We start from the raw sequence: 22,183 nt of genomic DNA, 5'->3' as shown, positions 1-22,183 counted from the left end.
GAGACCCCACCACCACCATGGATTCCAACGAACTGGCCCGCGTGCCGGGCATCAACCCGAACGTCCCGGACGCGTCCCGCGTCTATGACTACGCCCTGGGCGGCACGACCAACTTCGAGGCGGACCGCCAGGCGGCGGAGTACATGTTCTCGATGGTGCCCTCCACCCAGAAGTGGCTGCGGATGCTGCGCGCCTGCCTCCAGACGGCCGCCCGGCGCATGGCCACGGACGGCTTCAAGCACTGGGTGGACTTCGCCTCCGGCCTGCCTACCGCCGACCACGTCCACTCGGTGATGCCGGACGCCCGCGTGCTCTACAGCGACATCAACCCGCTGACCATCGACTCGGCCCGGCACCTGCTCGGGGACAACCCGCGCGTGAAGTACATGGAGTGCGACATCCGCGGCGCGGGCGAGTTCCTCCGCCGGCCCGACGTGGAGACGTTCCTGGAGGGACAGCGCAAGGTCGCCCTGGGCGCCAACGCCATCACCGTGTTCCTCTCCGCCGAGGAGAACCGGAAGTTCTTCCGGGACCTCTACGACTGGGCCGCGCCGGGCTCCAAGCTCTTCACCACCTTCGAGACGAAGGAAGCGGGCCTCACCACGCCCAAGTGGGAGCAGTTCGTCGGCATGTTCCAGAAGATGGGCGAGGCCTTCCACCTCTACTCGCTCCCCGAGTACCTGGACCTGTGCGGCCCCTGGGCCCAGGACCGCATGGGCGTGCTGCCCGTCAGCGAGTTCCTCGGCCTGCCCCCCGGGCACATCACCGAGGAGGACCGCGAGGGCATCGGCATCGAGTTCTACGCCGTCATCCTCGAGAAGCGTTAGGCAGGAGCCAGGCCGCCTGCCCTCCTGGCGGCCCTTCGCTCCTGGCCGTGGGGCAGCCGTGCGGGCATCCCACCGCACGGCCCCCGTCGCGTGACTACCGTGTCCTTCAGGTAACGCGCGCAACGGCAAGGAGAGACAAGCATGTTCCAGGCGAGAAGGCGTCGGGTCCTCATGGGCGTGGTGATGGGAGCGGCCCTGAGCGTGTTGAGCACCGGCTGCGGGTCCACCCGCTCGGCGAAGGTGGACGAGTCATGGCTGGCCCGCGTCCCCGAGGACCAGCTCGGAGACGTGCGGGGCGCCCAGTCCGAGCGCCGCAAGGCCCAGGACGAGGTCACCCGGGCGGACGTGGCGCTGAAGGACGCGGAGCGGGCGATGCAGGTGGCCCGCCGCAACGCGGACGCGTCCAAGCTGCGCCGGGACGCCAACAAGGCCGCGCTGGAGGCGGCCGAGGCCACCGGCCAGCGCGCGGACATCGAGCGGGCCAGGGCCGAGCTGATGAACTCGGAGACGGGCGTCACCGCGTCCGAGGCCCAGGTGAACTGGCGCCAGCAGTCCATTGAGGCGCTGGAGGCCCGCAAGCAGCTGCGCGAGCGGGAGCTGGAGGTGGCCGAGGCGCGGCTCAACCAGGCCGAGTACCAGGCCCTGAAGGCGAATGGCGACGTGCGCGCCGAGAAGCTCTCCGAGGCGGACTTCGCCTCCGCCCTGGCGGACGCCCAGCGCCGGGTGGAGGACGCCCGCAAGCGCGTGGACTCGCAGTCGCAGGAGGAGCAGCAGGCCCGCGTCCAGTGGGAGCGGCTGCGCAGCCAGGCCCAGGGCTACGGCGGCAGCGGCGCCCCCGTGGAGGAGTGACGCGGCGGTCGTTCGAAAGCGGCTCGGGGCCGGGCCGTCCCCTTTGGACGGCCTTCCCCGCCGCGCCCGCGCATGCGAGGGTGCCGCCGCCACGCGCGCCTCCGGGCGCGCAAACGGCCGGTGCGGAATGGGCCGCACCCGAGACAGGCGGGCCCCAGACCGTGACGCCCTACGAGCAGATTTTCGAGAACAACCGTCGCTGGGCAGAAGAGCAGCTGCGGACGGACCCGGAGTACTTCGCCCGGCTCTCCGTCGAGCAGCGCCCGGACTTCCTCTACATCGGCTGCTCGGACAGCCGCGTGCCGGCGAATCAAATCATGGGCCTGTCGCCCGGGGACGTCTTCGTCCACCGCAACGTCGCCAACCTCGTCAACAACGTCGACCTCAACGTGATGTCCGTCATCAACTACGGCGTCCGGCACCTCGAGGTGAAGCACATCATCCTGTGCGGCCACTACGGGTGCGGCGGCGTGAAGGCCGCCATGATTCCCAGGGATTTGGGCATCCTCAACCCCTGGCTGCGCAACATCCGCGACGTGTACCGCATGCACAAGGCGGAGCTGGACGGCATCAAGGACGAGGCGCTCCGCTACGACAGGCTGGTGGAGCTCAACGTCCTGGAGCAGAGCATCAACGTCATCAAGACGGCCGCCGTGCAGCAGGCCTATCTCAAGCGCGGCTTCCCCACCGTCCACGCCTGGGTGTTCGACCTGCGCAACGGCCGCATCAAGGATTTGCAGCTCGACTTCCAGAAGACGCTGCGCGACATCCAGCAAATCTACGACCTGACGGGCGTCTGAGCGGGCCGTCGCCGTGAGGCCGGCCCCGGCCGGCCCTCACTTCGGCGGGCGGAAGACGTACTGGAAGACGGGCGCGTCCTCACCGGGCGGGTACTGCGCGTCCAGGAAGGCGAAGTGCGCGTGGCCGGCGATGAACGCGTCCTTGAGGCTGTCGTAGAGGACGGCCACCTGCGTGGCACGCCCGGACGCGTCCACCTGGACGCGCACCTTGAGGTTGCCCTTGAGCTCCGGCACCTCCTTGAGCCGCTCCATGTAGAGCGCCACCAGCCCCAGTGACACGCGGTTGTATATCTGGTCCGCCGTCCCCTTCGCCGGGGTGGCGGGCAGGCGGAAGCGCTTCACGAGCGCGGCGGCCTCGGCTTCCGCCTCGGGCACCCGCCGCTCCGGAGCCGCGAGCGCCGCGCGGTACGCCCCCAGCGCGTCCTGGAACCGCTCCTGCTTCAGCACCAGCCGGGCCCGGCGCACGTGGACGTCGGAGCGCGCCGGCGCCCGCTCGGACGCCTTCGCCAGGAAGCCCTCTGACGCCGCCATGTCCCCCCGGGCCTCGGCCAGCTCCGCCAGTCGGAGCGCCGCTTCCGCGTCCTTGACGTCCGCCTCCATGAGGCGTCCCAGGGCCTTCTCCTCGTCGGCGGCCCGGCCGGCGTCCGCGTACAGCCGCGCCAGCTGCCAGAGCGACGCGGGCTCCGCGCCGCCCAGCGCCACGTAACGCTCCAGCGACGCCGCGGCCTTGTCCTTCTCCGCCGCCGCCAGCCACAGCCCGGCCTGGAGCCGGTGGGCCTCCTTGTCGCGCGGCTTGAGTGCGACGAGCTTGTCCCCGGCCACGGCGGCGGCGCGCACGTCGTTGCCCGCCTGGGCCAGCCGCGCCAGCGTCTTGAGGGCCTCGGGCTGCTCGGGCCAGGCCTCCACGGCGCGCGTCAGCTCCGCGCGCGCGTCGGCCTCGCGGCCCGGCTGCTGGGCGAGCAGCAGCCCCAGCGCCGTGCGAATCTGCGGCGCGTCCAGCTTCGCGAGCGCCTCGCGGAAGCGGGCCTCGGCCTGAGCCGGCTTGCGCTCCGCCTGCAGCAGCACCGCCTCGCCCCACAGCGCGGGCGCGAAGCCGGGCGCCTCGCGCAGCGCGGTGGTGAACGCCCCGCGGGCCTCCGCCAGCATCCCCCAGCGCACGTAGATGAGCCCCATGCCCACGAAGGGCCAGGGGTTCTCCGGGTAGAGGGTGGAGAGCGCCTTCAGCTCGTTCCAGCACGCGTCCGTGGGGAACAGCAGCCACGCCCGGTACACGCGGGGCATGGCGTCGCGCGGCCGCGCCCGGGCCTGCTCGTCGAAGTCGTCCTCCAGCGCGCGGGCCCTGCCCTGCACGCGGGCCGTCTCGAGCTGGCGCAGCACCCCCATCACCTCCGCCTCCGGAGGCAGCGCCCGCCGCGAGGCCGCACCCCAGGCGGGGGCGGCCAGCACGAGCCACACGAGGGCCGATAGACGCAGGTACGGACGGGAGGCCATCAAAGCGCGGGGACCATACCAGACGGTCCCCGCGCCACGACTGCTCCCTTGCTCGCCGGTCCTACATGACCCGGCCGTCAGCCCCTCCGGCCGTCAGCCAATCTCGATTTTGCAGGTCGAGCTGCAGCCATCGCGGCTGTTGGTGTTGCCGTCATCGCACTCCTCGCCGCCCTCGGCCTGGGTGGCACCGTCGCCGCAGCGCGGGCCCCACACGCAGCCGCGGGCGCACTGGCCGTAGCCGCCGTCGTTCACCCCGTCATCGCACTCCTCGCCCTTCGTCTTGTCGACGATGCTGTCGCCACAGGTGGCGGTGCACACGGTGCGGCGGGTGACGAAGTTGTTGAGGGTGAGCTTGTAGGACGAGGCGGTGGTGTGGCGCTCGGCCTGGAACACCACCACTTCGTAGATGCCGCCCACGCGCAGCTTCAGGTCGGTGGCCATCTCCGACAGGGTGATGCTCTCCTCCAGCGCGCCGTGCACGCCGCCCAGGTCCAGCGCCAGCTTCCCGTTGACGAACACCCACACGTCGTCGTCGCCGCGGAAGGTGAGCACCTCGGTGCCCTTGTACTCGAACCAGTAGCGGGCCTCGCTGGTGAAGCTGAAGTTGTGGCCGTTGTTGCGGGTGGGCTCGTTGCCGGACGCCACCCAGCCCTTGTCGTCGAGCGGGAAGAAGTTCGGGTTGTCGTACACGTACGAGCCGTTGGCCTGGCGGTTCAGCTCCAGCGTCCCGACGAGGGGCTTGTTGACGTTCTCCACGTCCTTGTACCACTGGGCGAACGTCTCCTTGCCCGCGGTGGAGGCGGAGCCGCCCGTCGTCCGCGCGTACTGGGGCTTGCCGTCGGCGCCCAGGTCCACGGCGACGATGCCCTTCTCCGAGACGTTCTTGTTCTCGAAGTCGATGTGGCCGCGCGGCAGGGCCCCCGCCGCCGGCAGGTCATAGCCGCGGAAGTCGCGGTAGACGGTGGGGATGGTGACCTTCGCCGGCGGGTCCTGCGTCACGACGGTGCAGGCGAAGCCCTCCTCCAGGCGGCACGTCGGCGAGCAGCCGTCATTGGCGCGGGTGTTGCCGTCATCGCACTGCTCGGCCGTGCTGTTGGGCAGCATCACGCCATCGCCGCACACGGACGTGCAGTTGCCTTCGGCGTTGCAGTCCGGCTCCTTCTTGCACTGGGGCGAGCAGCCGTCGCCCATGTCGTGGACCTTGGTGGGGCCGTCGTCGCACTGCTCGGTGCCCTCGGTTTTGCCGTCGCCGCAGACGGTGGTCTGGCAGACCTGGCCCAGGTTGGGGCACTTGTAGCCCTCCTCCAGGCGGCACAGCGTGCTGCAGCCGTCGCCCGCGGCGGCGTTGCCGTCCTCGCACTCCTCGTCACCGGCGATGATGCCGTCGCCGCACCTCGCCGCGCGGCAGCGGCCGCCGGACTGCGGGCAGTTGTAGCCGGGCTCCACGGTGCAGGTGGCGCTGCAGCCGTCGCCCGAGGAGATGTTGCGGTCGTCGCACGCCTCGGGCGTCTCGACCTTGCCGTTGCCACAGCCCTCGGTGCGCACACAGGGCTGGCCGGCCGTGTCGCAGGACCAGCCGGGCTCCACCTCGCTGCACGCCGCGCTGCAGCCGTCGCCGCTCACCGTGTTGCCGTCGTCACAGGCCTCGGTGGACTGGCGCTCGTAATCACCACACGTGAGGGGGATGTCACCCCCGTCCACGCCGGAGTCCACGTCCGGATTGGAGCCGCCATCCGGCTTGCCGGAGCCACCATCACCGCCACAGGCGGCGAGCGCGAAGAGGAAAGAGGCGAGCACGAGTCTCGCGAGTCGGGGAGTAGGCCTGAGGGGGGTCAGCATGACCACAGATGCTGAAAGTGCTTGAAGCATGTGTCAATCCATCCATGAGGCCCGGCCTTCCGGTGCCCCGGAGCCGTGCAGGATTCACACACATGTGCAGGACGAGCGGACTTTCGCTCGGAACACGGGACTCGCGCCCACATGCACATCCATGCCGGGAGAGCAGCCATTCACGGCTTCCTCGCCGGGCTCCCAGGCATGGCGGTAACTCCGGAACATCTGTATTCGCGTGTTTTCAGTCCGCCGCGTTGCGCAGGTACTGCGCGTAGAAGCGCACGGCGCCCGCGTAGCCCTGCACGGACACGCGCTCGTCGCGGCCGTGGAGGCGCGCCAGGTCGGCGCGCTCCAGGCGCAGGGGCATGAAGCGGTAGACGCTGTCGCTCAGGCCCGTGAAGTAGCGCGCGTCCGCGGCGCCCACCATGAGGTACGGCGCCACCAGGGACTCGGGGAACACCTGGCGGATGCTCCGCTGCAGCACGCGCCAGCCCTCCGAGTCCGTCCGCGACACCGGCGAGGGCTCGCTCTGGAAGGCCAGCGTGCCCGCCTTCACCCGCGAGTCGTCCACCACGCGGCGCACGTGCTCGAGCACGCCCTCCACGGAGTCCCCGGGGAGGATGCGGAAGTTCACCACCGCGCGGGCGCGGGCCGGCAGCACGTTGTCCTTCACGCTGCCCTCGAACATGGTGGCCGCGGTGGTGGTGCGCACCGCCGCGTTGGTGGAGGGCTGGGCGCTCAACTGGCGCACCACGAGCGGCTCGAAGAGCCACAGGTTGGCGAACACCAGCCGCATGCCGAAGGGCATCTCCGGCCCCATGAAGTCGAAGAGGGCGCGGCTGCCGCCCCGCAGCCGCGCCGGCATCGGCTGCTCCTCCAGGCGCGTGACGGCGCGGCTGAGCACGCCCACCGCCGTCTGCTTCGGAGGCATGGACGAGTGGCCCCCCTCCCCCTCCACCACCAACTCCACGCTGACGAAGCCCTTCTCCGCCACGCCCACCAGGGCCACCGGCGCCGTCACGCCCGGCACGGTGCCCGTGAGCATCATCCCCCCCTCGTCCAGCACGGACTCCAGCGTCACGCCGCGCTCGCCGAGCAGCCGCGCCACGGCTTCCGCGCCCTCGTGGCCGCCCACCTCCTCGTCCCCACCGAAGGCGAGCAGCACCGTGCGCTTCGGCGCGTGCCCCGCCTCGAGCAGCGCCTCCACCGCCTCCAGGATGGCCAGCACGCTGCCCTTGTCGTCCAGCGCGCCCCGGCCCCAGACGTAGCCGTCCGCCACGTCGCCGCTGAACGGCGGGCGCGTCCAGGCGCCCTCCGTGCCGGGCTCCACCGGCACCACGTCCAGGTGCCCCACCAGCAACACCGGGCGCAGCGAGGCGTCCGTCCCCGGCCACGTGTAGAGGGCGGAGTGGCGCCCCACGGCCTCGCGCTTCAGCGACGCGTGGACGCGGGGGAAGTGCTCCCGCAGGTAGTCGTGGAGCGCGGTGAAGGCGGCGTCATTGGCGGGCGCCCCGTCCGTCGCGGCCACCGTCTTCAGCCGCAGCGCCCCCGCGAGCCGCGCCGCCGCCGCGTCCACGTCCACGGAGAACGGCGCCGCGGCCTCCGGGGCCACCTGTCGGGAGGAGACGGACAGCGTCCTCGTCACCAAGACGCCGGCCAGCAGGCAGAGGCCGAGGAGCAGCAGCAGCAGGAGGCGTTTCATCGGAAGGGCTCGCGAAGGGGGCGCCCCACGCTAACAGACCGGGAATTCCCCCCTTCGCGCCCTCCGACGCCTCACACTCCGCGAGGAATGCGGCGGGCTCAGCCCGGGAAGCCCGGAGAGAGCCTGATATTGAATTTTCCGCTGGGAGTGTCAGGGAGTCCTCATATATACGGGCCTTCTCCGAGGGGGTGGGTCCATGAAGAATCAGTCCATGACGAACCGGTGGGTCGTCCTCGCGCTCATGGCGGGGACGCTGCTGGTGGGGTGTGGTGGGAAGGCCGACGACACCGGGCTTCCCGGTGCGCCGTCCGACGTGGAGGCCGACGCGGCGGACACCCAGGCCCTGGTGAAGTGGATGCCGCCGACGACGGACGGCGGCAACCCGCTCATGTACTACGTGGTCCGCTGCGAGCCGGCGTGCGGCGGCGCCATCGTCGCCGCGGACGAGATGCAGGCCACGGTGCGCGGCCTCAACAACGGCTTCCCCTACCTCTTCAAGGTGTCGGCGGTGAATGCGAAGGGCGAGGGCCCGGCCTCCATCCCCTCGGAGTCCGTGACACCCCTGGCCGGCGTCGAGGTGGCCACTCCCACCGTCCCGGGCCAGCCCCGCTCGGTGCGCGCGACGGCGGGCAACGGCGAGGCGTACGTGAGCTGGCTGGCGCCGGCCAGCTTCGGCGGGCGGCCCCTGCGCACCTACCGCGTCACCGCGGAGCCCGGGGGCGCCACGGTGACGGTGGACGCGCCGGCCGCGAGCGTCACCCTTCCCGGCCTCCTCAACGGCGTGCCCTACCGCTTCACGGTGGTGGCCACCAACGCGGTGGGGGACGGCCCGGTGGCCACCACCTCCCGGGTGCAGCCGCGCTCGGGGGGCGCGCCGGCCAGCTGGGTGACGGGCTACTACGTCGGCTACCAGCGCTCGTTGCTTCCGGTGGAGTCCGTGGACCTGTCGGGCATCACCCACCTCGTCGTCGGCCGCTTCAAGCCGGGCCACTTCGGCACGGTGAGCGCGGACCTGGACATCACCGACTACGAGGGCCCGGCCCTGGCGAAGGCGCTCGCGGAGCGCGCCCACGCGCACGGGCGCAAGGCGCTGATGATGCTGGGCGGCTTCGGGGAGCATGAGCGCTTCCAGACGGCCACGTCCGACGAGTCGCGCCCCATCCTCGTGAAGAACCTCATCAAGCTCATGGACGAGCTGGGCTACGACGGCATCGACGTGGACTGGGAGCCCATCATCCTGGCCGCGGAGACTCCGCCGGGGGTGCCGCCCCCGCCGGATGACGGCGAGAAGCTCCTGGCGCTGCTGGACGACCTGCGCGCCGCGCGGCCGGACATCCTCCTCACCATCCCGGTGGACTGGCTGAACACCAACTTCGGGATGAGCCGGGCCCGGGCGGAGTTCATGGGGCGGCTGGCGGCGCGCGTCGACCAGATGAACATCATGTCCTACAAGATGAGCGGCCACTGGGGCAGCTGGGAGAGCTGGCACTCCAGCCCGCTCTCGGATGACGCCCCCAACCGGCCCACCTCCGTGGCCAGCTCCATCCAGGGCTACCTGGCGGCGGGCGTCCCCGCGGGGCGCCTGGGCATGGGCATCGGCTTCTTCGGCACGTGCTGGCAGGGCGTGACGGAGCCGCGCACGCCGCTCGACGGCCGCAGGGACGTCGTCGAGGGACAGAGCGACAACGCCATGAGCTACACCAACATCATGACGGAGTACTACGAGCCCGAGGCGTACCGCTGGGACGGGCAGGCGAAGGCTCCGTACCTGTCCTTCCCGTCCGTATACGGCCCCGGGCACTGCAACTACATCTCCTACGAGGACGTGCAGTCCATTGCCGCCAAGGGGCGCTACGCGCGCGAGCAGGGACTGGGGGGCACCATCCTGTGGACCATCAACCAGGGCCACCTGCCCCGGGCCGCGCCAGGGGAGAAGGACCCGCTCCTTCAGGCCGTGAAGCGCGCGTTCCTGGACCCGTGAGCCCGAGGGCGCCTCAGCGCTCGAGGCAGATTTCCCCGCTCGCCTCGTTGGTGAAGGTGGACGTTCCGGTGCCCTGGAAGAGGATGTAGCCGGTGGCCCCGGCGAAGATGCCGGTGCCGCTCACGATGACGTCCCTCGCACCGATGAGCCCGTTCGCCGTGTCCAGGATGCCCGTGTCGCGCGTCGTCAGCGTGCCGGCCTTCGTCTGGATGGTCAGCAGCCCGGAGTAGACCAGCGTCGAGGGCGCCTCGGTGGCCGCCGCCGGCTGGAGCGAGTCGGCCACGAAGCGGGTGCGCCCCTTGAGCAGCCCGTCCCCCCTGAACTCCCCCGTGGTGCAGATGCCCACCGGGCTCTCACAGGCCCCGGTGCTGAGGGTGCTCGTCAAGGTGCCGGAGATTTTCACGCACCTGGGCCGGGGACGCTCCCGGGCGGACGCGGACAGCCCCACCACCGCGCCTACCAACAGGACCGACACCGCGAACCTGCGAGCACGCTTCAGCATATCGCCTCCTCCTGTGAGGCCGAAAAGCTACAGCATGTCTGGCTTAATGGGAGTGCCTTGGAGGCCGATGTCTGTGTGGCCCCCTCCTGGGAGCCTTTGCACCCACCTCCTGAAATGATGCCGCCCGGACACCCGGCGCCGGGCGCGAAGTGCTGGCTCCAACGGGGACGCTGCCCCACCATGCCCCCATGGAAACCCACAGGCCCGTCACAGCGCTCACCATCGCCGGCTCGGACAGCGGGGGTGGCGCTGGCATCCAGGCCGACCTGAGCACCTTCGCGTTCCACCGCGTCCACGGCACCAGCGCCCTGACGGCCGTCACCGCGCAGAACACGCGCGGCGTCACCCGTGTGGACGTGCTGCCCGCGGCGTCCGTCATCGCGCAAATCGACGCGGTGGCGACGGACATCGGCGCGGGCGCGGTGAAGACGGGCATGCTCGTCAACCCGGACATCATCACCGCGGTGGCCGGGAGGCTGCGCGAGCTGAAGCTGGGGCCGCTGGTGGTGGACCCCGTCATGGTGTCCCGGGCCGGCGCGCGGCTCATCGACGACGCGGCGGTGGGGGCGCTCAAGGCCCTGCTGCTGCCGCTGGCCGCGGTGGCCACGCCCAACCGCCACGAGGCGGAGCTGCTCGCGGGCCTGGAGCTGCACACGCTGGAGGACATGCGCGAGGCCGCGCGCCGCATCCACCGGCTCGGCCCCCGGGCGGTGCTCGTCAAGGGCGGCGGCATGACGGGCGCGCTGCGCGGCACGGACGTCTGGTTCGACGGGGAGCGCCTGGAGACGCTGCACCTGCGCTCGGTGGAGACGCGCAACACCCACGGCACCGGGTGCACGCTGTCGGCGGCCATCGCCGCGCACCTGGCGCTGGGGCGCGACGCGCTGGACGCCACCCGGCGCGCCAAGGCGTATGTCACCGCCGCGCTCGAGCACCCGCTGGCGCTGGGCAGCGGTCCCGGGCCCTTCAGCCACTTCTTCCCGCTGGACGGGTAGGGCCCTCCCCTGGCCCTTCCGGGGAGGTGCTCCCCGGAAGGGCCGGTAGGCGCGGGCCGAGCTACTTCGCGTCCTTCGCCTGCGCCGCCGCGCCCGGGACGGGGAAGCCGCGCTTGCGCATCAGCGCGTCGATGCCCGCGTCACGGCCGCGGAAGCCCCGGTAGCCCTCGGCCGGGTCCAGCGTGTTGCCCACGGAGAAGACATTCTTGCGCAGCCGCTCGGCCACGGCCCTGTCGTAGGCGCCCTTGCCCGCGGTGAAGGCCTCGAAGGCGTCCGCCGTCAGCGTGTCGGACCACAGGTAGCTGTAGTAGCCCGCCGAGTACCCGTCACCTGCGAAGACGTGGCCGAACTGCGGCGTGCGGTGCCGCATCACGATTTGCTTCGGCATGCCCAGCGACGTCAGCGTGTCGCGCTCGAAGGCATCCGGGTCGATGGGCTTGTCCCCCGCCAGGTGCAGCTTCATGTCGATGAGCGCGCTGGACAGGTACTCCACCGTGCCGAAGCCCTGGTTGAACGTCGCGGCCTTCTCGATGCGGGCCACCAGCGCCTTCGGAATGGGCTTCCCCGTCTGGTAGTGCAGCGCGTAGGTGTTGAGCACCTCGGGCGTGGACAACCAGTGCTCCAACAGCTGCGAGGGGAACTCCACGTAGTCGCGCGCCACGGAGGTGCCCGCCAGCGACGGGTACGTCACGTTGGAGCTGAGCCCGTGCAGCGCGTGGCCGAACTCGTGGAACAGCGTGGACGCGTCCTCCCAGCTGATGAGCACCGCCTCCCCGGGCGCGCCCTTCACGAAGTTGGAGTTGTTGGAAACGATGGTCGTGACTTCGCCGCGGAACCGCTCCTGGTTGCGGTACGCGTTCATCCACGCGCCGGAGCGCTTGCCGGGCCGCGCGTACGGGTCGAAGTACCAGAGCCCCACGTGGCGGCCGCTGGCCTTGTCCTTCACCTCCCAGACGCGCACGTCGGGGTGGTGGACGGGCACGTCGTTGACCTGCGTGAAGGCGAAGCCGAGCAGCTCGCCCGCCACCCAGAACATGCCCTCGCGCAGCTTCTCCAGCTGCAGGTACGGCTTCACCTCGTTCTGGTCCAAATCATACTTCGCCTTGCGGACCTTCTCCGCGTAGTAGCGGTAGTCCCAGGGCTCAATCTTGAGCTTCGCGCCCTCCTTGTCCGCCACGGCCTGCATGTCCCGGACTTCCTCGTGGACGCGGGCCACCGCGGGCTTCCAGACGGCCTCCATCAGCTCCATGGCGCGCTCGGGCGTCTTCGCCATGGTGTTCTCCAGCCGCCAGTGCGCGTGCGTCGCGTAGCCCAGCAGCTTCGCGCGCTCGGCGCGCAGCTTCAGCACCTCGGCGATGATGGCGTTGTTGTCGCGCGCGTCGCCGTTGTCGCCGCGGTTGACGTAGTTGCGCCAGACCTTCTCGCGCAAGTCTCGCCGGGCCGAGTACGTGAGGAACGGCTCCATGGACGAGCGCGTGTTGGTGATGACCCACTTGCCCTTCAAGCCCCGCGACTCGGCGGCGGCCGCCGCGCCGGCGCGCACGGAGTCGGGCAGCCCCGCGAGGTCGGCCTCGGACTCGAGGACGACGGTGTAGCCCTCCTCCTCGGCGAGCACATTCTGGCTGAAGGACGTGTAGAGCGACGCGAGCCGCTGGTTGATGGCGGCCAGCTTCTGCTTCGCCGCCGCGTCCAGCTTCGCGCCCGAGCGGGCGAAGCGCGTGTAGTACAGCCACGTGAGCCGCTGCTGCTCGGGCGTCAGCTTCGCCTTGTCGGGCGAGTTGTAGACGGCCTCGATGCGCTTGAAGAGCCCTGCGTTCTGGTAGATTTCATCGTCGAAGGCCGCGAGCTTCGGCGCCATCTCCCGCTGGAGCGCCTGGAAGTCCGGGGTGGCCATCGTCGAGCTCCACACGCCGTAGAGCGTCTCCACGTCGGAGAACGTCTTGCCGGCCGCCTCCAGCGCGACGATGGTGTTCTCGAAGGTCGGCGGGGCGGCCGTGTCGACGATGGCGGCGATTTCCCGGCGGTTCTCCTCCATGGCCGCCTCGAGCGCCGGCTTGAACTGCGCCACCTGGACCTGGGCGAAGGGCGGCAACCCACCGTACGGCCCGGCCCACTTCGCGAGCAGCGGGTTCGACGGCGTGGCGGCGGGCGCCGCGGGGGCGGCTGGAGCGTCGGAGGCAGACGGGGCGGAAGCCATGTTCTGGGACTCCTGGGCGGGCGGGGTCGTCGTGGCGCAACCGGCGGATGCGAGCACGGCCATGCCCGCGCCGGCGAAGAGGAGCTTACGCATGAGAAGGGGGTCTCCCAACGAAAGGGTGGCTGTCTGGTAGGGCCGGAGCCTGGCGGCGGCCCGCCGCGAACCGTAGGACGGAATCGCGGCGCCCCCAACACGCCCGCCTGCCCGCCTCTTCCCGAGCCCCCACGCCTCGTCGCGCCAAGTCCCATCCACGCCGGCCCCGCCTCGAGTCCCCCACGCCTCGCGGGGCTAGCACGGTGATCACGGCGGTTGAGGCGGGTAGCCGCAGTAGGCGAACCAGGCGGCCGCGTCCTGCGGCCGCACGGTGGAGAGCGCCTCGCGCATGGCCTCGATGAGGGCGGCGTGGGTTCGCGCGCCGATGGCCCGCAGGCGCGTCTTCACCTTCAGCCAGCACGACTCGATGGGGTTGAGGTCGGGGCTGTAAGGCGGCAGGAAGAGGAGATGGGCCTTGCGGCTGCGAACGAGCGACTCGACTGCGGGACGGTGATGGGCGCTGAGGTTGTCCAAGACAACGACGTCGCCGGGCTTGAGGACGGGAAGTAGCCCCTCTCGGACGTAGGTCTCGAAGCGTTCGCTATTGGTGGCGCCCTCGAAGGTCAGCACGGGCCCCATCCCCTGGAGCGTCAGGTCCCCAATCATCGTGAGGACCTGCCGACGGCCCATCGGTACGTAGCCGCGTGTTCGCTGCCCTCGTTGAGCACGCCCATAGCGGCGAGTCATGGTGAGGGTGGCGGCGGTCTCATCGATGAAGTGGAGCTGCGAAGGCTTCAGCTCGGAGGCTTTATCCAGGTACCGCCGTCGCGCCTGGCGACTCTTCGCCAGCCGCCGCTCGGAGGCGAGGAGCGACTTTTTTTACGCGTGTAGCCCAGGCGCCGGAAGGCACGTCCCATGGTAGGGCGGCTCACCCGTACGCCTGTCGCCTTGGCGTAGGCATCCGCAATCTCCTGGGTGGTGCTGTCGGGGCTGGCATCCAGCAGCCGCTTCACCTTGGCGAGTTGCGAATCCGGGATTCGATAGTGGGGCCGCGGGCCAGGACGCAGCGGAGCGATGGAGTGGGTGCGCTTCCAGCGGCCGACGAGCCGATCAACCGTCGCGACCCCTACCCGAAACCGCTTGGCAAGTTCTTCCCACGTTTCTTCGTGCGCCAGGTACGCCTCGAGAATGCGTTGTCTCAAGTCCATCGACAGTGGAGTGCCCATAGTCCCAATTTGTGGGCTCCGCAGCGCACTGCCTTGCTCCTGTGCCACGGGACGGACCGATTCAGGGCTGCGCTACTTGCTTCGCACGATCAGCCTCCACGAGCACCGTTGTAAACCAACGTTCGCGATCGTCGATCGCGGTTGGAGAGCGAGCAGGCGCGGAGCAGACGGGAAGAGGCGGCAGGGGCACTTCCCGTTCGGCTCTGTGTGCGCAGAAAACCTGAGAGCGAGAAGGCCCTGCCCAAGGGCAAGGGTAGGTTCTGGTTGAAGCGTCGGCAGCGCCAGGCGCTGCTACGCTGGGGCGAGCTGAGCGGCTGCCCGCTCACCCTGCGGCGGTGCATGGCGGTGGCCGCCGTGGCGCGCGGCGAGTCGTGCAGCGCTGCGGCTCACTTCCTGGGGTGCGCCACCTCCACCGTCGTGTGCGCCGTGCGTCGCTACCGGGAAGGCGGGCGCGAAGCCCTCCGGGACAGGCGAAAGGGCAACGGCCAGCCCAAGGTCGATGACCGATTCCGCGAGAAGCTCTCGCGCGTGCTGGTGGGCACGCCCGAGGACTGGGGTTGGTGCCGGCCCACCTGGACGCGGGAGTTGCTGTGCCTGGAGCTGGAGCGCCGAGGCATGCCGCGCGTGTCCGTGGCGACCATGGGCCGGGCTCTGGCCTCACTCGGCGCGCGGCTCAAGGCAGCCAAACCCATCGTCCAGTGCCCCTGGCCGGGGTGGAAGCGCCGCCGCCGGCTCTACGAGTTGAAGTGCCTGGAGAGGTACACCCCGCCCGAGGAGCCGGTGCTCTACGTGGACGAGGTGGACATCCACCTCAATCCCAAGGTGGGACGCGACTGGTGCCTGCCCGGTCAGCGCCGGGTGGTGGTGACGCCCGGCAACAACCAGAAGCGCTATCTGGCCGGAGCTCTGAATGCGAGGACGGGGAAGCTGACGTGGGTCGAGGGCAAGTCCAAGGCCAGTGACCTCTTCATCCAGCTGCTCTGGCGCCTGGCGGGCGAGTACCGACGGGCTCGTCGCATCCACCTCATCCTCGACAACGCCTCGGTCCACAGCAGCAAGAAGACGCTCAAGGCGCTCGCGCAGCTGGGCGGGCGCATCGTGCTCCACTTCCTGCCGCCGTACTGCCCGGAGGGCAACCGCATCGAGAGGGTGTGGCTGGACCTGCACGCCAACGTCACCCGCAATCACCGCTGCCGCACCCTGGCCCGCCTCATGGAGCGGGTGCAGGCCTACCTCTCCGGACGCAACGCCCAGCGCTCTGCCAGTCCAAGCCTGCGCCGAGGGGACCTCAGGCGCACCGCCTGAGGTCGTGCGAACATCGCGATCGGCCGTTTAGAATGGCGGGGGCTCGCCCTCCACCTCGCCCCCCGGAGGAGCACGCGGTGTGTCATCTTTCCGGAGGCGCGAACGACCCTCCCCTCCCGGCCGTTCTCCCCACAGCCATGACCGTGACGAGCTCCCTGAAGGACCGCATCGAGAACCCGGAGTTGCTGGCCCGGGTCGTCCCCGTCGAGGAGGCCGTGAAGCACGTGGCCGACGGCAGCACGGTGGCCATCAGCGGCTTCACCAAGTCGGGCGAGCCGAAGACCTTCCTCCCGGCGCTGGCCTGGTACTTCTCGCAGCAGCTGCCGCAGGCGGGCATCACCCTGCTTTCAGGCGCCTCGCTGTCGGAGAACGTGGAGGGCCCCCTGGCGCCCTTCATCCGCAAGCGCGGTCCGTACATGTCGTCGACCGCGTCGCGCCAGCGCATCCACGCCGGGGAGATGGACTTCACGGACGTCCACCTCTCCGCCTTCGCGCGCAACCTGATGTACGGCTTCTATGGCGACATCGACGTGGCCGTGGTGGAGGTGTCGCGCATCCGGCCCAACGGGAGCGTCATCCTCACCTCCTCGGTGGGCATCAGCGTGGAGGCGCTCGCCCGCGCGAAGAAGATTGTCCTCGAGGTGAACACGGCGGTGCCGGACTACACGGGCTTCCACGACATCGTCCCGCCCGCGGTGCACCCGCACGTGGGCTGGCCGCTGCCGGTGGTGAACGTGAGGGACCGCATCGGCACGCCGTACGTGGAGTTCGACTTGAGCAAGGTGGTGGCGGTGGTGGAGTCCCGCACGCCCGACCACCCGGTGCCCTTCAAGGCGGCGGACGACACGGACAAGCGCATCGCCCGCAACGTGGTCGACTTCCTGCTCCAGTGCCGCGAGCAGTTCCACTGGGGCAAGCGCCTGCCGCCCATCCAGTCCGGCGTGGGCAACGTGGCCAACGCCATCATCGGCGAGCTCTACGACTCACCCTTCCAGAAGATTCGATTCTGGACCGAGGTGTTCCAGGACGGGATGCTGCGCTACGTGGAGGATGACGCGAAGTTCGAGTACGCGTCGTCCACCGCGGTGTCCTTCTCCACCGAGGGGCGCCAGCGCTTCATGCAGCTGTTCGAGCGGTGCCGCGACAGGCTGGTGCTGCGGCCCATGTGGCTGTCCAACAGCCCGGAAATCATCTCCCGGCTGTTCGTCATCGCGATGAACACGCCCATCGAGGTGGACATCTACGGGCACGTCAACTCCACGCACATCGACGGCTCGCGCATCGTCAACGGACTGGGCGGCTCGGGAGACTTCTTCCGCAACGCATACCTCAGCATCGTCCACACGCCGTCCACGCGCCGGCTGAAGGACGGGCGGACGGTGAGCTGTGTAATGCCGTACGTGCGGCACATCGACCACACCGAGCACGACATCAAGTGCGTCGTCACCGAGCAGGGCTACGCGCTCAACATGGACATCCGCTCTCCGAAGCGGCGGGCGCAGGACATCATCGAGCGCTGTGCCCACCCGCACTTCCGGCCGCTGCTGCACGCGTACCTGGACATGGCGGGGGCAGGCGACGAGCCCCGCGCCACGGACATGAAGGCGCTGAACGGCTGGTGGCAGGACTACGACGCCGCGTGCCGCGCCTTTCCGGCGGGCCGGTGATGGTGGAGCGCAACGGACGCGAGGCCTGGCCTCCCGAGGTGTCCGAGCAGATGCGTGAAGTGGACCGGCTGCGGAGGAGCGGCCGGTACGCGTCGGCGCTCGCGCTCATCCGCCAGCTCGCGGAGGCGCACCCGAAACAAGTGCGCATCCTGAGCGAGCTGGGGCAGACGCTCGGCATCTGGGGTGGAGCGCCGGCGGAGGCGCTCGTCTGGTACGAGCGCGTGCTGGAGCTGGCGCCCGGGCACAACACCACGCGGATGCACCGCGCGCTCTCGCTGGCCCGGCTGGGGCGACATGCGGAGGCGGTGGCGGACTTCGATGCGCTGGTGGCCGGCGGGTACCGCAAGGCGCTCGTCATCCACATGAAGCGCGCGGAGTCGCTGGAGGCGCTGGGCCGGGACGTGGAGGCGGAGGGCGACTGGACGCTGGCGCTCGAGGAGGACCCCGCCAATCCGTGGCTGCTCCAGCAGCGCGCCAACGTGAGGGCACGCCTGGGGCGGTTGACGGAGGCGGTGGGGGACCTCACGGCGGCACTTGCCACGCAGGAGGGTGAGGACGTGGACCCGGAGCTGCTGCGGGAGCGGGGTGTCCTCCGTGCACAGCTGGGAGACGTGGAGGGTGCGCGAGCCGACTTCGAGGCCGGGCTCACCGCGTTTCGGGAGGGTGACCCGCCGGGCCTGGTGGATGCGCTGCGATGGGGACTCGTGGACTCCACGCGTCGCTGACGCGAGCTGGCTCCATTCGAGAGGGCAGCTCCAGCGGCGTCCGGAGGCGCGTCCAGCGGCTCGGGCGAAGAAGCCGCGGCGAGGCTGCCAGGAATCATGGATGGAGGATGGGTCGCGCCTGAGGGAGGTGTGTCCATCCCATGGGGCCCCGAGTCCTTGACGAGCGCCAGGGCGCGCCAGAGCACCTCGGCCGAGGCGAGGACTGCGTCTTCAGTCATCAGCGCACCCTCCTCGGCCGGCGCGCGGACCAGTTCCACCAACGCACCCCATACCAGCCCCTCGCCCACGCAGGCGCTCCCCGGTGCCAGCGCCCCTTCACGCTCGCCTTGCTCCAGAACCTCGCGCACCAACGCCCGCGCCGCCCTGCCGTGCGACTGCTGTCCCAGGGCTCGCGGCGCACGCGGCCCGGAGGACTGGAGCTCATGCGGCCCCAGGTCATCTGCCCAGGATGCGTCCGACTCGTGCGGCCCCAGGTCATCCGCCCCGGCCGCCTGGAGCTCATGCGGCCCCGGGTCGTCTGCCCCGGCAGCGTCCGTTTCGCGTAGCCCCGGCGCACCGTCTCTGGTGGCGACTGACGCAGATGGCTCGAGCGCGTGCGCCGGGAGCGGCCCGAGGCCACGTGGCATGTACGGCTTCAACGCGTAGCGCGCATGGGGTCCAGGCGAATACGGATGCCAGTGCAAGAAGGTGAAGGCGAAGAGGCCGGGCTCCTCCAGGGCCGTACTGGCCAACTCCCACCAGAAGGAGAAGAAGGCCTGGCGGAAGTCGACGCCCTCCCTGCCGTGCTCACATTCGAAACCGCTGCGCGCCCGGATGCACAGGGTGTTCTCGGCGAAGTCCCGCACCGCCAGCGCGAAGCCGTGCTTGCTGCCGTAGCGCCGGTAGAGCGTGCCCACCGACATGCGCAGCGCCCGGGCCAGCTCCGAGGCCTGCACGTTGTCGTACCCCCGAAGCGCCAACAACCCCGCCGCCTCGCACATGGCGTCGACGCGCATCTGCTCCAGAATTCCCATGCCCCGTCCCCGTCCCCTGCCCCGCCCCTCCGGGCGACTCACGCCTGGAAGGAACGTTCCTTCCACCGGAACCTGTCTACCGGGTGGGTCTGACATGGGGTGAGCAACCGGTGGCGGAGGTCCGGGTGGGACGGCCCGCGGCGCTCGCCAAGGCTTGGCGCGTTCCGCTCCCGCCGCCCAGGTGGAATGGACCTGTAGCCCTGCGAACTCCGGTCCTCGCGAGGTCCGGGGATCCCTCGGGAGTGCCTTCGCGGCGGTGGCCACCGCACAGCGGGACGGCCGCTGGGAGCGGCTCAAGGTCTGCACCGCCGGGAACCGCCTGCGCGCATTCCATGACACGTCGAAGAACCGCTTCGGGCGCTGGTACAGCATGCGCATGTGCGGCAACCGGATGAAGGTCCAGCGCTACTGCACTGGCGACAAGCGCCGGGCACGGAGAGGAGACGCCCCTTCAGCCCGGGCCCGCCGTCCCGGAAGGAACGCCACCGTCCCGGAAGGAACGCCACCGTCCCGGTGGACACGCCGCCGTCCCGGGTGGACGCGCCGCCGTCTCGGGGGACGACGCCACCGTTTTGGTGGACGCGCCGCCATCCCGGGGGACATCCCGGGGGACACGCCGCCGTCCCGGTGGACGGCGCCACCGTTTCGGTGGACACGCCGCCGTGCCGATGGACAGCGACACCATCGAGGCGGACGGCGCCACCGTTTCGGTGGACACGCCGCCGTGCCAATGGACGGCGACACCATCACGGCGGACGACGCCTCCGTTCCCGTGGACACGCCGCCGTGCCGATGGGCGGCGACACCATCGCGGCGGACGACGCCTCCGTTCCAGCGGACACGCCGCCGTGCCAATGGACGGCGACACCATCGCGGCGGACGACGCCTCCGTCGCGGTGGGCGGCGGTCAACGCGCCCAGGCGGCTACGACTGACGTGCGACACCTCGGACGAAGGGTCCGAGCGCTACGCCGCGACGTCCGCCTCGGGCGAGCGGCGCACCTTCGCGAGCGCGGCGATGAGCACCTCCGGACCGGCACCCGACTTGTGCGCGTTCTCACTCAGGTGCCTGCGCCACGCGCGCGCACCGGGCAGCCCCTGGAAGAGCCCGAGCATGTGCCGGGTGATGGCGCCCAGCGGAGCCCCCTGCCCCATGCGCCGCTCGACATACGGGAGCATCGCCTCCACGACGGCATGCCGCTCGGGCGGGGCCTCCTCGGCGCCGAAGAAGCGGCGGTCGGCCTCGGCCAGCAGATAGGGGTTCTCATAGACGGCGCGGCCCAGCATCACCCCGTCCACGTGCTTCAGGTGGTCGGCGGCGGCGTCCATCGTCTTGATGCCACCGTTGATGCTGATGTCCAGGTGGGGGAACTCGGACTTGAGCCGGTAGACGAGCTCGTAGCGCAGCGGTGGCACGTCCCGGTTCTCCTTCGGGCTCAGCCCCTGCAGCCACGCCTTGCGCGCGTGCACGATGAAGCGCGTGCACCCCGCGGCGGAGACCTTGCGAACGAAGTCCACCAGCGTCGGCCACTCGTCCAGGTCGTCAATGGCGATGCGCGACTTCACCGTCACCGGGATGCTGACGGCCTCACGCATGGCGCCCACGAGGCGCGCGACGAGGTCCGGCTCCGCCATCAGGCACGCGCCGAAACGGCCGGACTGGACGCGGTCGCTCGGGCAGCCGCAGTTGAGGTTGATTTCGTCGTAGCCCCACTCCTGGCCGATGCGCGCCGATTCGGCGAGCGCGGCGGGCTCGGAGCCTCCCAACTGGAGCGCCACGGGGTGCTCCGCGGGCTCGTAGCCCAGCAGTCGCTCCCGGTCGCCGTGGATGACGGCGCCGGTGGTCACCATCTCCGTGTAGAGGAGCGTGTGTCGGCTGAGCAGCCGGTGGAAGTACCGGCAGTTCCGGTCCGTCCAGTCCATCATCGGCGCAACACACAGCGGCATGGGGCGAGGCGGCATCATGGAAGAACCCGGGGAAGCACCTGGAGCGTCCCTCGAAGCAGGCCGCTCCCCTGGCGGGTGCATCTACCCGGCTTTAACGCCCCTGCCCACCCCTCTTTGCCGCCTGGACGCATGGAGAGCGAGGAGGCGGACACCCGTCCCCTGTAGGCTAGGTGCCTGTGTCCCCGAGCCCACCCCTCCTGGATGACATGCTGCTCTTCGTCGAGGTCGTGGCGACGGGTGGCATCACCGCCGCCGCCGAGCGGCTCGGCCTGCGCAAGTCCACGGTGAGCCGCCGCCTCGCCGCGCTGGAGGAGCGACTGGGCATCCGCCTGCTCGAGCGCAACACGCGCCGGCTGCGGCTCACCGAGGCGGGCCGCGACTATCACGCGCACTGCGCGCGGCTCGTCTCAGAAGCCCGCGAGGTCAACCGCGCGGTGAGCGAGTCGCGCGGCACACCCCAGGGCACGCTGCGCATCGCCACGCTGTCCCTGCTCGGCGAGCTGCTCACGCCCCTCATCTCCGAGTTCCTCCTGCGCCAGCCGCGAATGCGCGTGGAGGTGTCGCTCGCCGAGGCCCATGTGGACCTCATCGCCGAGGAGTATGACCTGGCGCTGCGCACCGGGCCGCTCGCGGACTCCTCGCTGGTGGCCCGCCGGCTGGGGCGCCTGCGCACGGGCTACTACGCCAGTCCCTCGTACCTGAGCCGCCACGGCACCCCGCACACGGCCGACGAGCTGCTGGGCCACGAGTGTGTCCTCCTCGCCGAGCCGGGCACGGACGAGGTCTGGTACTTCGGCGAGGGCCGGCGCGCGAAGACGGTGCCCGTGGCGGGCCGGCTGCGCGTGCCGAGCGTGCGCGCCGGACAGGCCGCCGCGCGAGCGGGGCTGGGCGTGGTGCGGCTCCCGGCGTCGCTCGTCGTGGACGACGTGCGCGGGGGGTTGCTCGTCCCCGTGCTGGAAGACGTGACGCCTCCGGGCATCCCCGTGTTCGCCGTCTACCCCAGCAGCCGCCAGCTCCCGCCCAAGGTGCGTGCCTTCCTCACGCTGCTGTCCGAGCGCAGCGCCACTCTGCCCTGGGAGCCAGAAGGTTAG

18 protein-coding genes and 2 pseudogenes are annotated in these 22,183 nt (G+C 70.6%); 10 read left to right on the top strand and 10 right to left on the bottom strand.

The window, feature by feature from the left end:
* Positions 1-17: 17 nt before the first annotated feature.
* The 3 genes from ACX9TP_RS12800 (at position 18) to ACX9TP_RS12790 (ending at position 2,476) form a co-directional block, all read left to right on the top strand.
* Complete coding sequence (locus tag ACX9TP_RS12800) at positions 18-827, top strand: SAM-dependent methyltransferase (RefSeq protein ID WP_482979997.1); 810 nt, start codon at positions 18-20, stop codon at positions 825-827.
* A 141-nt stretch (positions 828-968) separates the two neighbouring features.
* Positions 969-1,676, top strand: coding sequence for a hypothetical protein (locus ACX9TP_RS12795; RefSeq protein ID WP_482979996.1), 708 nt, complete (start codon positions 969-971; stop codon positions 1,674-1,676).
* A 161-nt stretch (positions 1,677-1,837) separates the two neighbouring features.
* Positions 1,838-2,476, top strand: coding sequence for a carbonic anhydrase (locus tag ACX9TP_RS12790; RefSeq protein ID WP_482979995.1), 639 nt, complete (start codon positions 1,838-1,840; stop codon positions 2,474-2,476).
* 36 nt (positions 2,477-2,512) lie between these two features.
* On the opposite strand, the gene ACX9TP_RS12785 is transcribed toward ACX9TP_RS12790, so the two are convergent.
* From ACX9TP_RS12785 to ACX9TP_RS12775, 3 genes are all read right to left on the bottom strand, one after another.
* A complete protein-coding gene (locus ACX9TP_RS12785; RefSeq protein ID WP_482979994.1) occupies positions 2,513-3,967 on the bottom strand; it encodes a hypothetical protein in 1,455 nt (484 codons plus the stop codon).
* A gap of 93 nt (positions 3,968-4,060) precedes the next feature.
* Positions 4,061-5,806 (bottom strand): DUF4215 domain-containing protein, encoded by a 1,746-nt coding sequence (locus ACX9TP_RS12780; RefSeq protein WP_482979993.1) that lies wholly within the window; start codon positions 5,804-5,806, stop codon positions 4,061-4,063.
* A 235-nt stretch (positions 5,807-6,041) separates the two neighbouring features.
* On the bottom strand, positions 6,042-7,502 hold the full coding sequence (locus ACX9TP_RS12775; RefSeq protein WP_482979992.1) for a M20 family peptidase: 1,461 nt from the start codon (positions 7,500-7,502) through the stop codon (positions 6,042-6,044).
* Between the two features lie 196 nt (positions 7,503-7,698).
* On the opposite strand from ACX9TP_RS12775, the gene ACX9TP_RS12770 reads away from it, so the two are divergent.
* Positions 7,699-9,483, top strand: a complete 1,785-nt coding sequence (locus ACX9TP_RS12770) for a glycosyl hydrolase family 18 protein (protein ID WP_482979991.1) — start codon at positions 7,699-7,701, stop codon at positions 9,481-9,483.
* 13 nt (positions 9,484-9,496) lie between these two features.
* Here ACX9TP_RS12770 and ACX9TP_RS12765 read toward each other — a convergent pair whose 3' ends face one another.
* Positions 9,497-9,985, bottom strand: coding sequence for a hypothetical protein (locus ACX9TP_RS12765; protein WP_482979990.1), 489 nt, complete (start codon positions 9,983-9,985; stop codon positions 9,497-9,499).
* A gap of 188 nt (positions 9,986-10,173) precedes the next feature.
* Here ACX9TP_RS12765 and thiD point away from each other — a divergent pair, with 188 nt between their 5' ends.
* Positions 10,174-10,980: a bifunctional hydroxymethylpyrimidine kinase/phosphomethylpyrimidine kinase gene (gene thiD, locus ACX9TP_RS12760; RefSeq protein WP_482979989.1), complete on the top strand. Its 807-nt coding sequence runs from the start codon at positions 10,174-10,176 to the stop codon at positions 10,978-10,980.
* A 61-nt stretch (positions 10,981-11,041) separates the two neighbouring features.
* Here the strand turns inward: thiD and ACX9TP_RS12755 are convergent, their stop codons facing one another.
* The 4 genes and pseudogenes from ACX9TP_RS12755 to ACX9TP_RS12740 form a co-directional block, all read right to left on the bottom strand.
* Positions 11,042-13,270: a M3 family metallopeptidase gene (locus tag ACX9TP_RS12755; RefSeq protein ID WP_482979988.1), complete on the bottom strand. Its 2,229-nt coding sequence runs from the start codon at positions 13,268-13,270 to the stop codon at positions 11,042-11,044.
* Positions 13,271-13,477: 207 nt separating this feature from the next.
* A complete protein-coding gene (locus ACX9TP_RS12750) occupies positions 13,478-14,008 on the bottom strand; it encodes an IS630 family transposase (protein ID WP_482982159.1) in 531 nt (176 codons plus the stop codon).
* A complete protein-coding gene (locus tag ACX9TP_RS12745) occupies positions 14,005-14,223 on the bottom strand; it encodes a winged helix-turn-helix domain-containing protein (protein ID WP_482982373.1) in 219 nt (72 codons plus the stop codon). Before ACX9TP_RS12745 ends, ACX9TP_RS12750 begins: the two co-directional genes overlap by 4 nt.
* Before the next feature lie 96 nt (positions 14,224-14,319).
* Positions 14,320-14,418, bottom strand: a pseudogene (locus tag ACX9TP_RS12740) (hypothetical protein); the annotation flags it as partial.
* A 282-nt stretch (positions 14,419-14,700) separates the two neighbouring features.
* Here ACX9TP_RS12740 and ACX9TP_RS12735 point away from each other — a divergent pair.
* From ACX9TP_RS12735 to ACX9TP_RS12725, 3 genes are all read left to right on the top strand, one after another.
* Complete coding sequence (locus ACX9TP_RS12735; RefSeq protein WP_482979987.1) at positions 14,701-15,741, top strand: IS630 family transposase; 1,041 nt, start codon at positions 14,701-14,703, stop codon at positions 15,739-15,741.
* 137 nt (positions 15,742-15,878) lie between these two features.
* Positions 15,879-17,408 (top strand): acetyl-CoA hydrolase/transferase C-terminal domain-containing protein, encoded by a 1,530-nt coding sequence (locus ACX9TP_RS12730; RefSeq protein ID WP_482979986.1) that lies wholly within the window; start codon positions 15,879-15,881, stop codon positions 17,406-17,408.
* Positions 17,381-18,133, top strand: a complete 753-nt coding sequence (locus ACX9TP_RS12725) for a tetratricopeptide repeat protein (RefSeq protein WP_482979985.1) — start codon at positions 17,381-17,383, stop codon at positions 18,131-18,133. Before ACX9TP_RS12730 ends, ACX9TP_RS12725 begins: the two co-directional genes overlap by 28 nt.
* Before the next feature lie 902 nt (positions 18,134-19,035).
* Here the strand turns inward: ACX9TP_RS12725 and ACX9TP_RS12720 are convergent.
* A pseudogene (locus ACX9TP_RS12720) lies at positions 19,036-19,113 on the bottom strand (hypothetical protein); the annotation flags it as partial.
* A gap of 214 nt (positions 19,114-19,327) precedes the next feature.
* On the opposite strand from ACX9TP_RS12720, the gene ACX9TP_RS12715 reads away from it, so the two are divergent.
* Positions 19,328-20,080, top strand: a complete 753-nt coding sequence (locus ACX9TP_RS12715) for a CGNR zinc finger domain-containing protein (protein WP_482982158.1) — start codon at positions 19,328-19,330, stop codon at positions 20,078-20,080.
* Between the two features lie 31 nt (positions 20,081-20,111).
* On the opposite strand, the gene dusA is transcribed toward ACX9TP_RS12715, so the two are convergent.
* The gene (dusA, locus tag ACX9TP_RS12710) at positions 20,112-21,110 is read right to left on the bottom strand and encodes a tRNA dihydrouridine(20/20a) synthase DusA (RefSeq protein WP_482979984.1); all 999 of its coding nucleotides are present in this window, start codon (positions 21,108-21,110) and stop codon (positions 20,112-20,114) included.
* 188 nt (positions 21,111-21,298) lie between these two features.
* Here dusA and ACX9TP_RS12705 point away from each other — a divergent pair, with 188 nt between their 5' ends.
* The gene (locus tag ACX9TP_RS12705; RefSeq protein ID WP_482979983.1) at positions 21,299-22,183 is read left to right on the top strand and encodes a LysR family transcriptional regulator; all 885 of its coding nucleotides are present in this window, start codon (positions 21,299-21,301) and stop codon (positions 22,181-22,183) included.

The sequence above is a fragment of the Pyxidicoccus sp. M15 genome, assembly GCF_056858435.1.
Note: the sequence above shows the minus strand (reverse complement) of the source record. Positions and strands in the feature narration are given on the sequence as shown.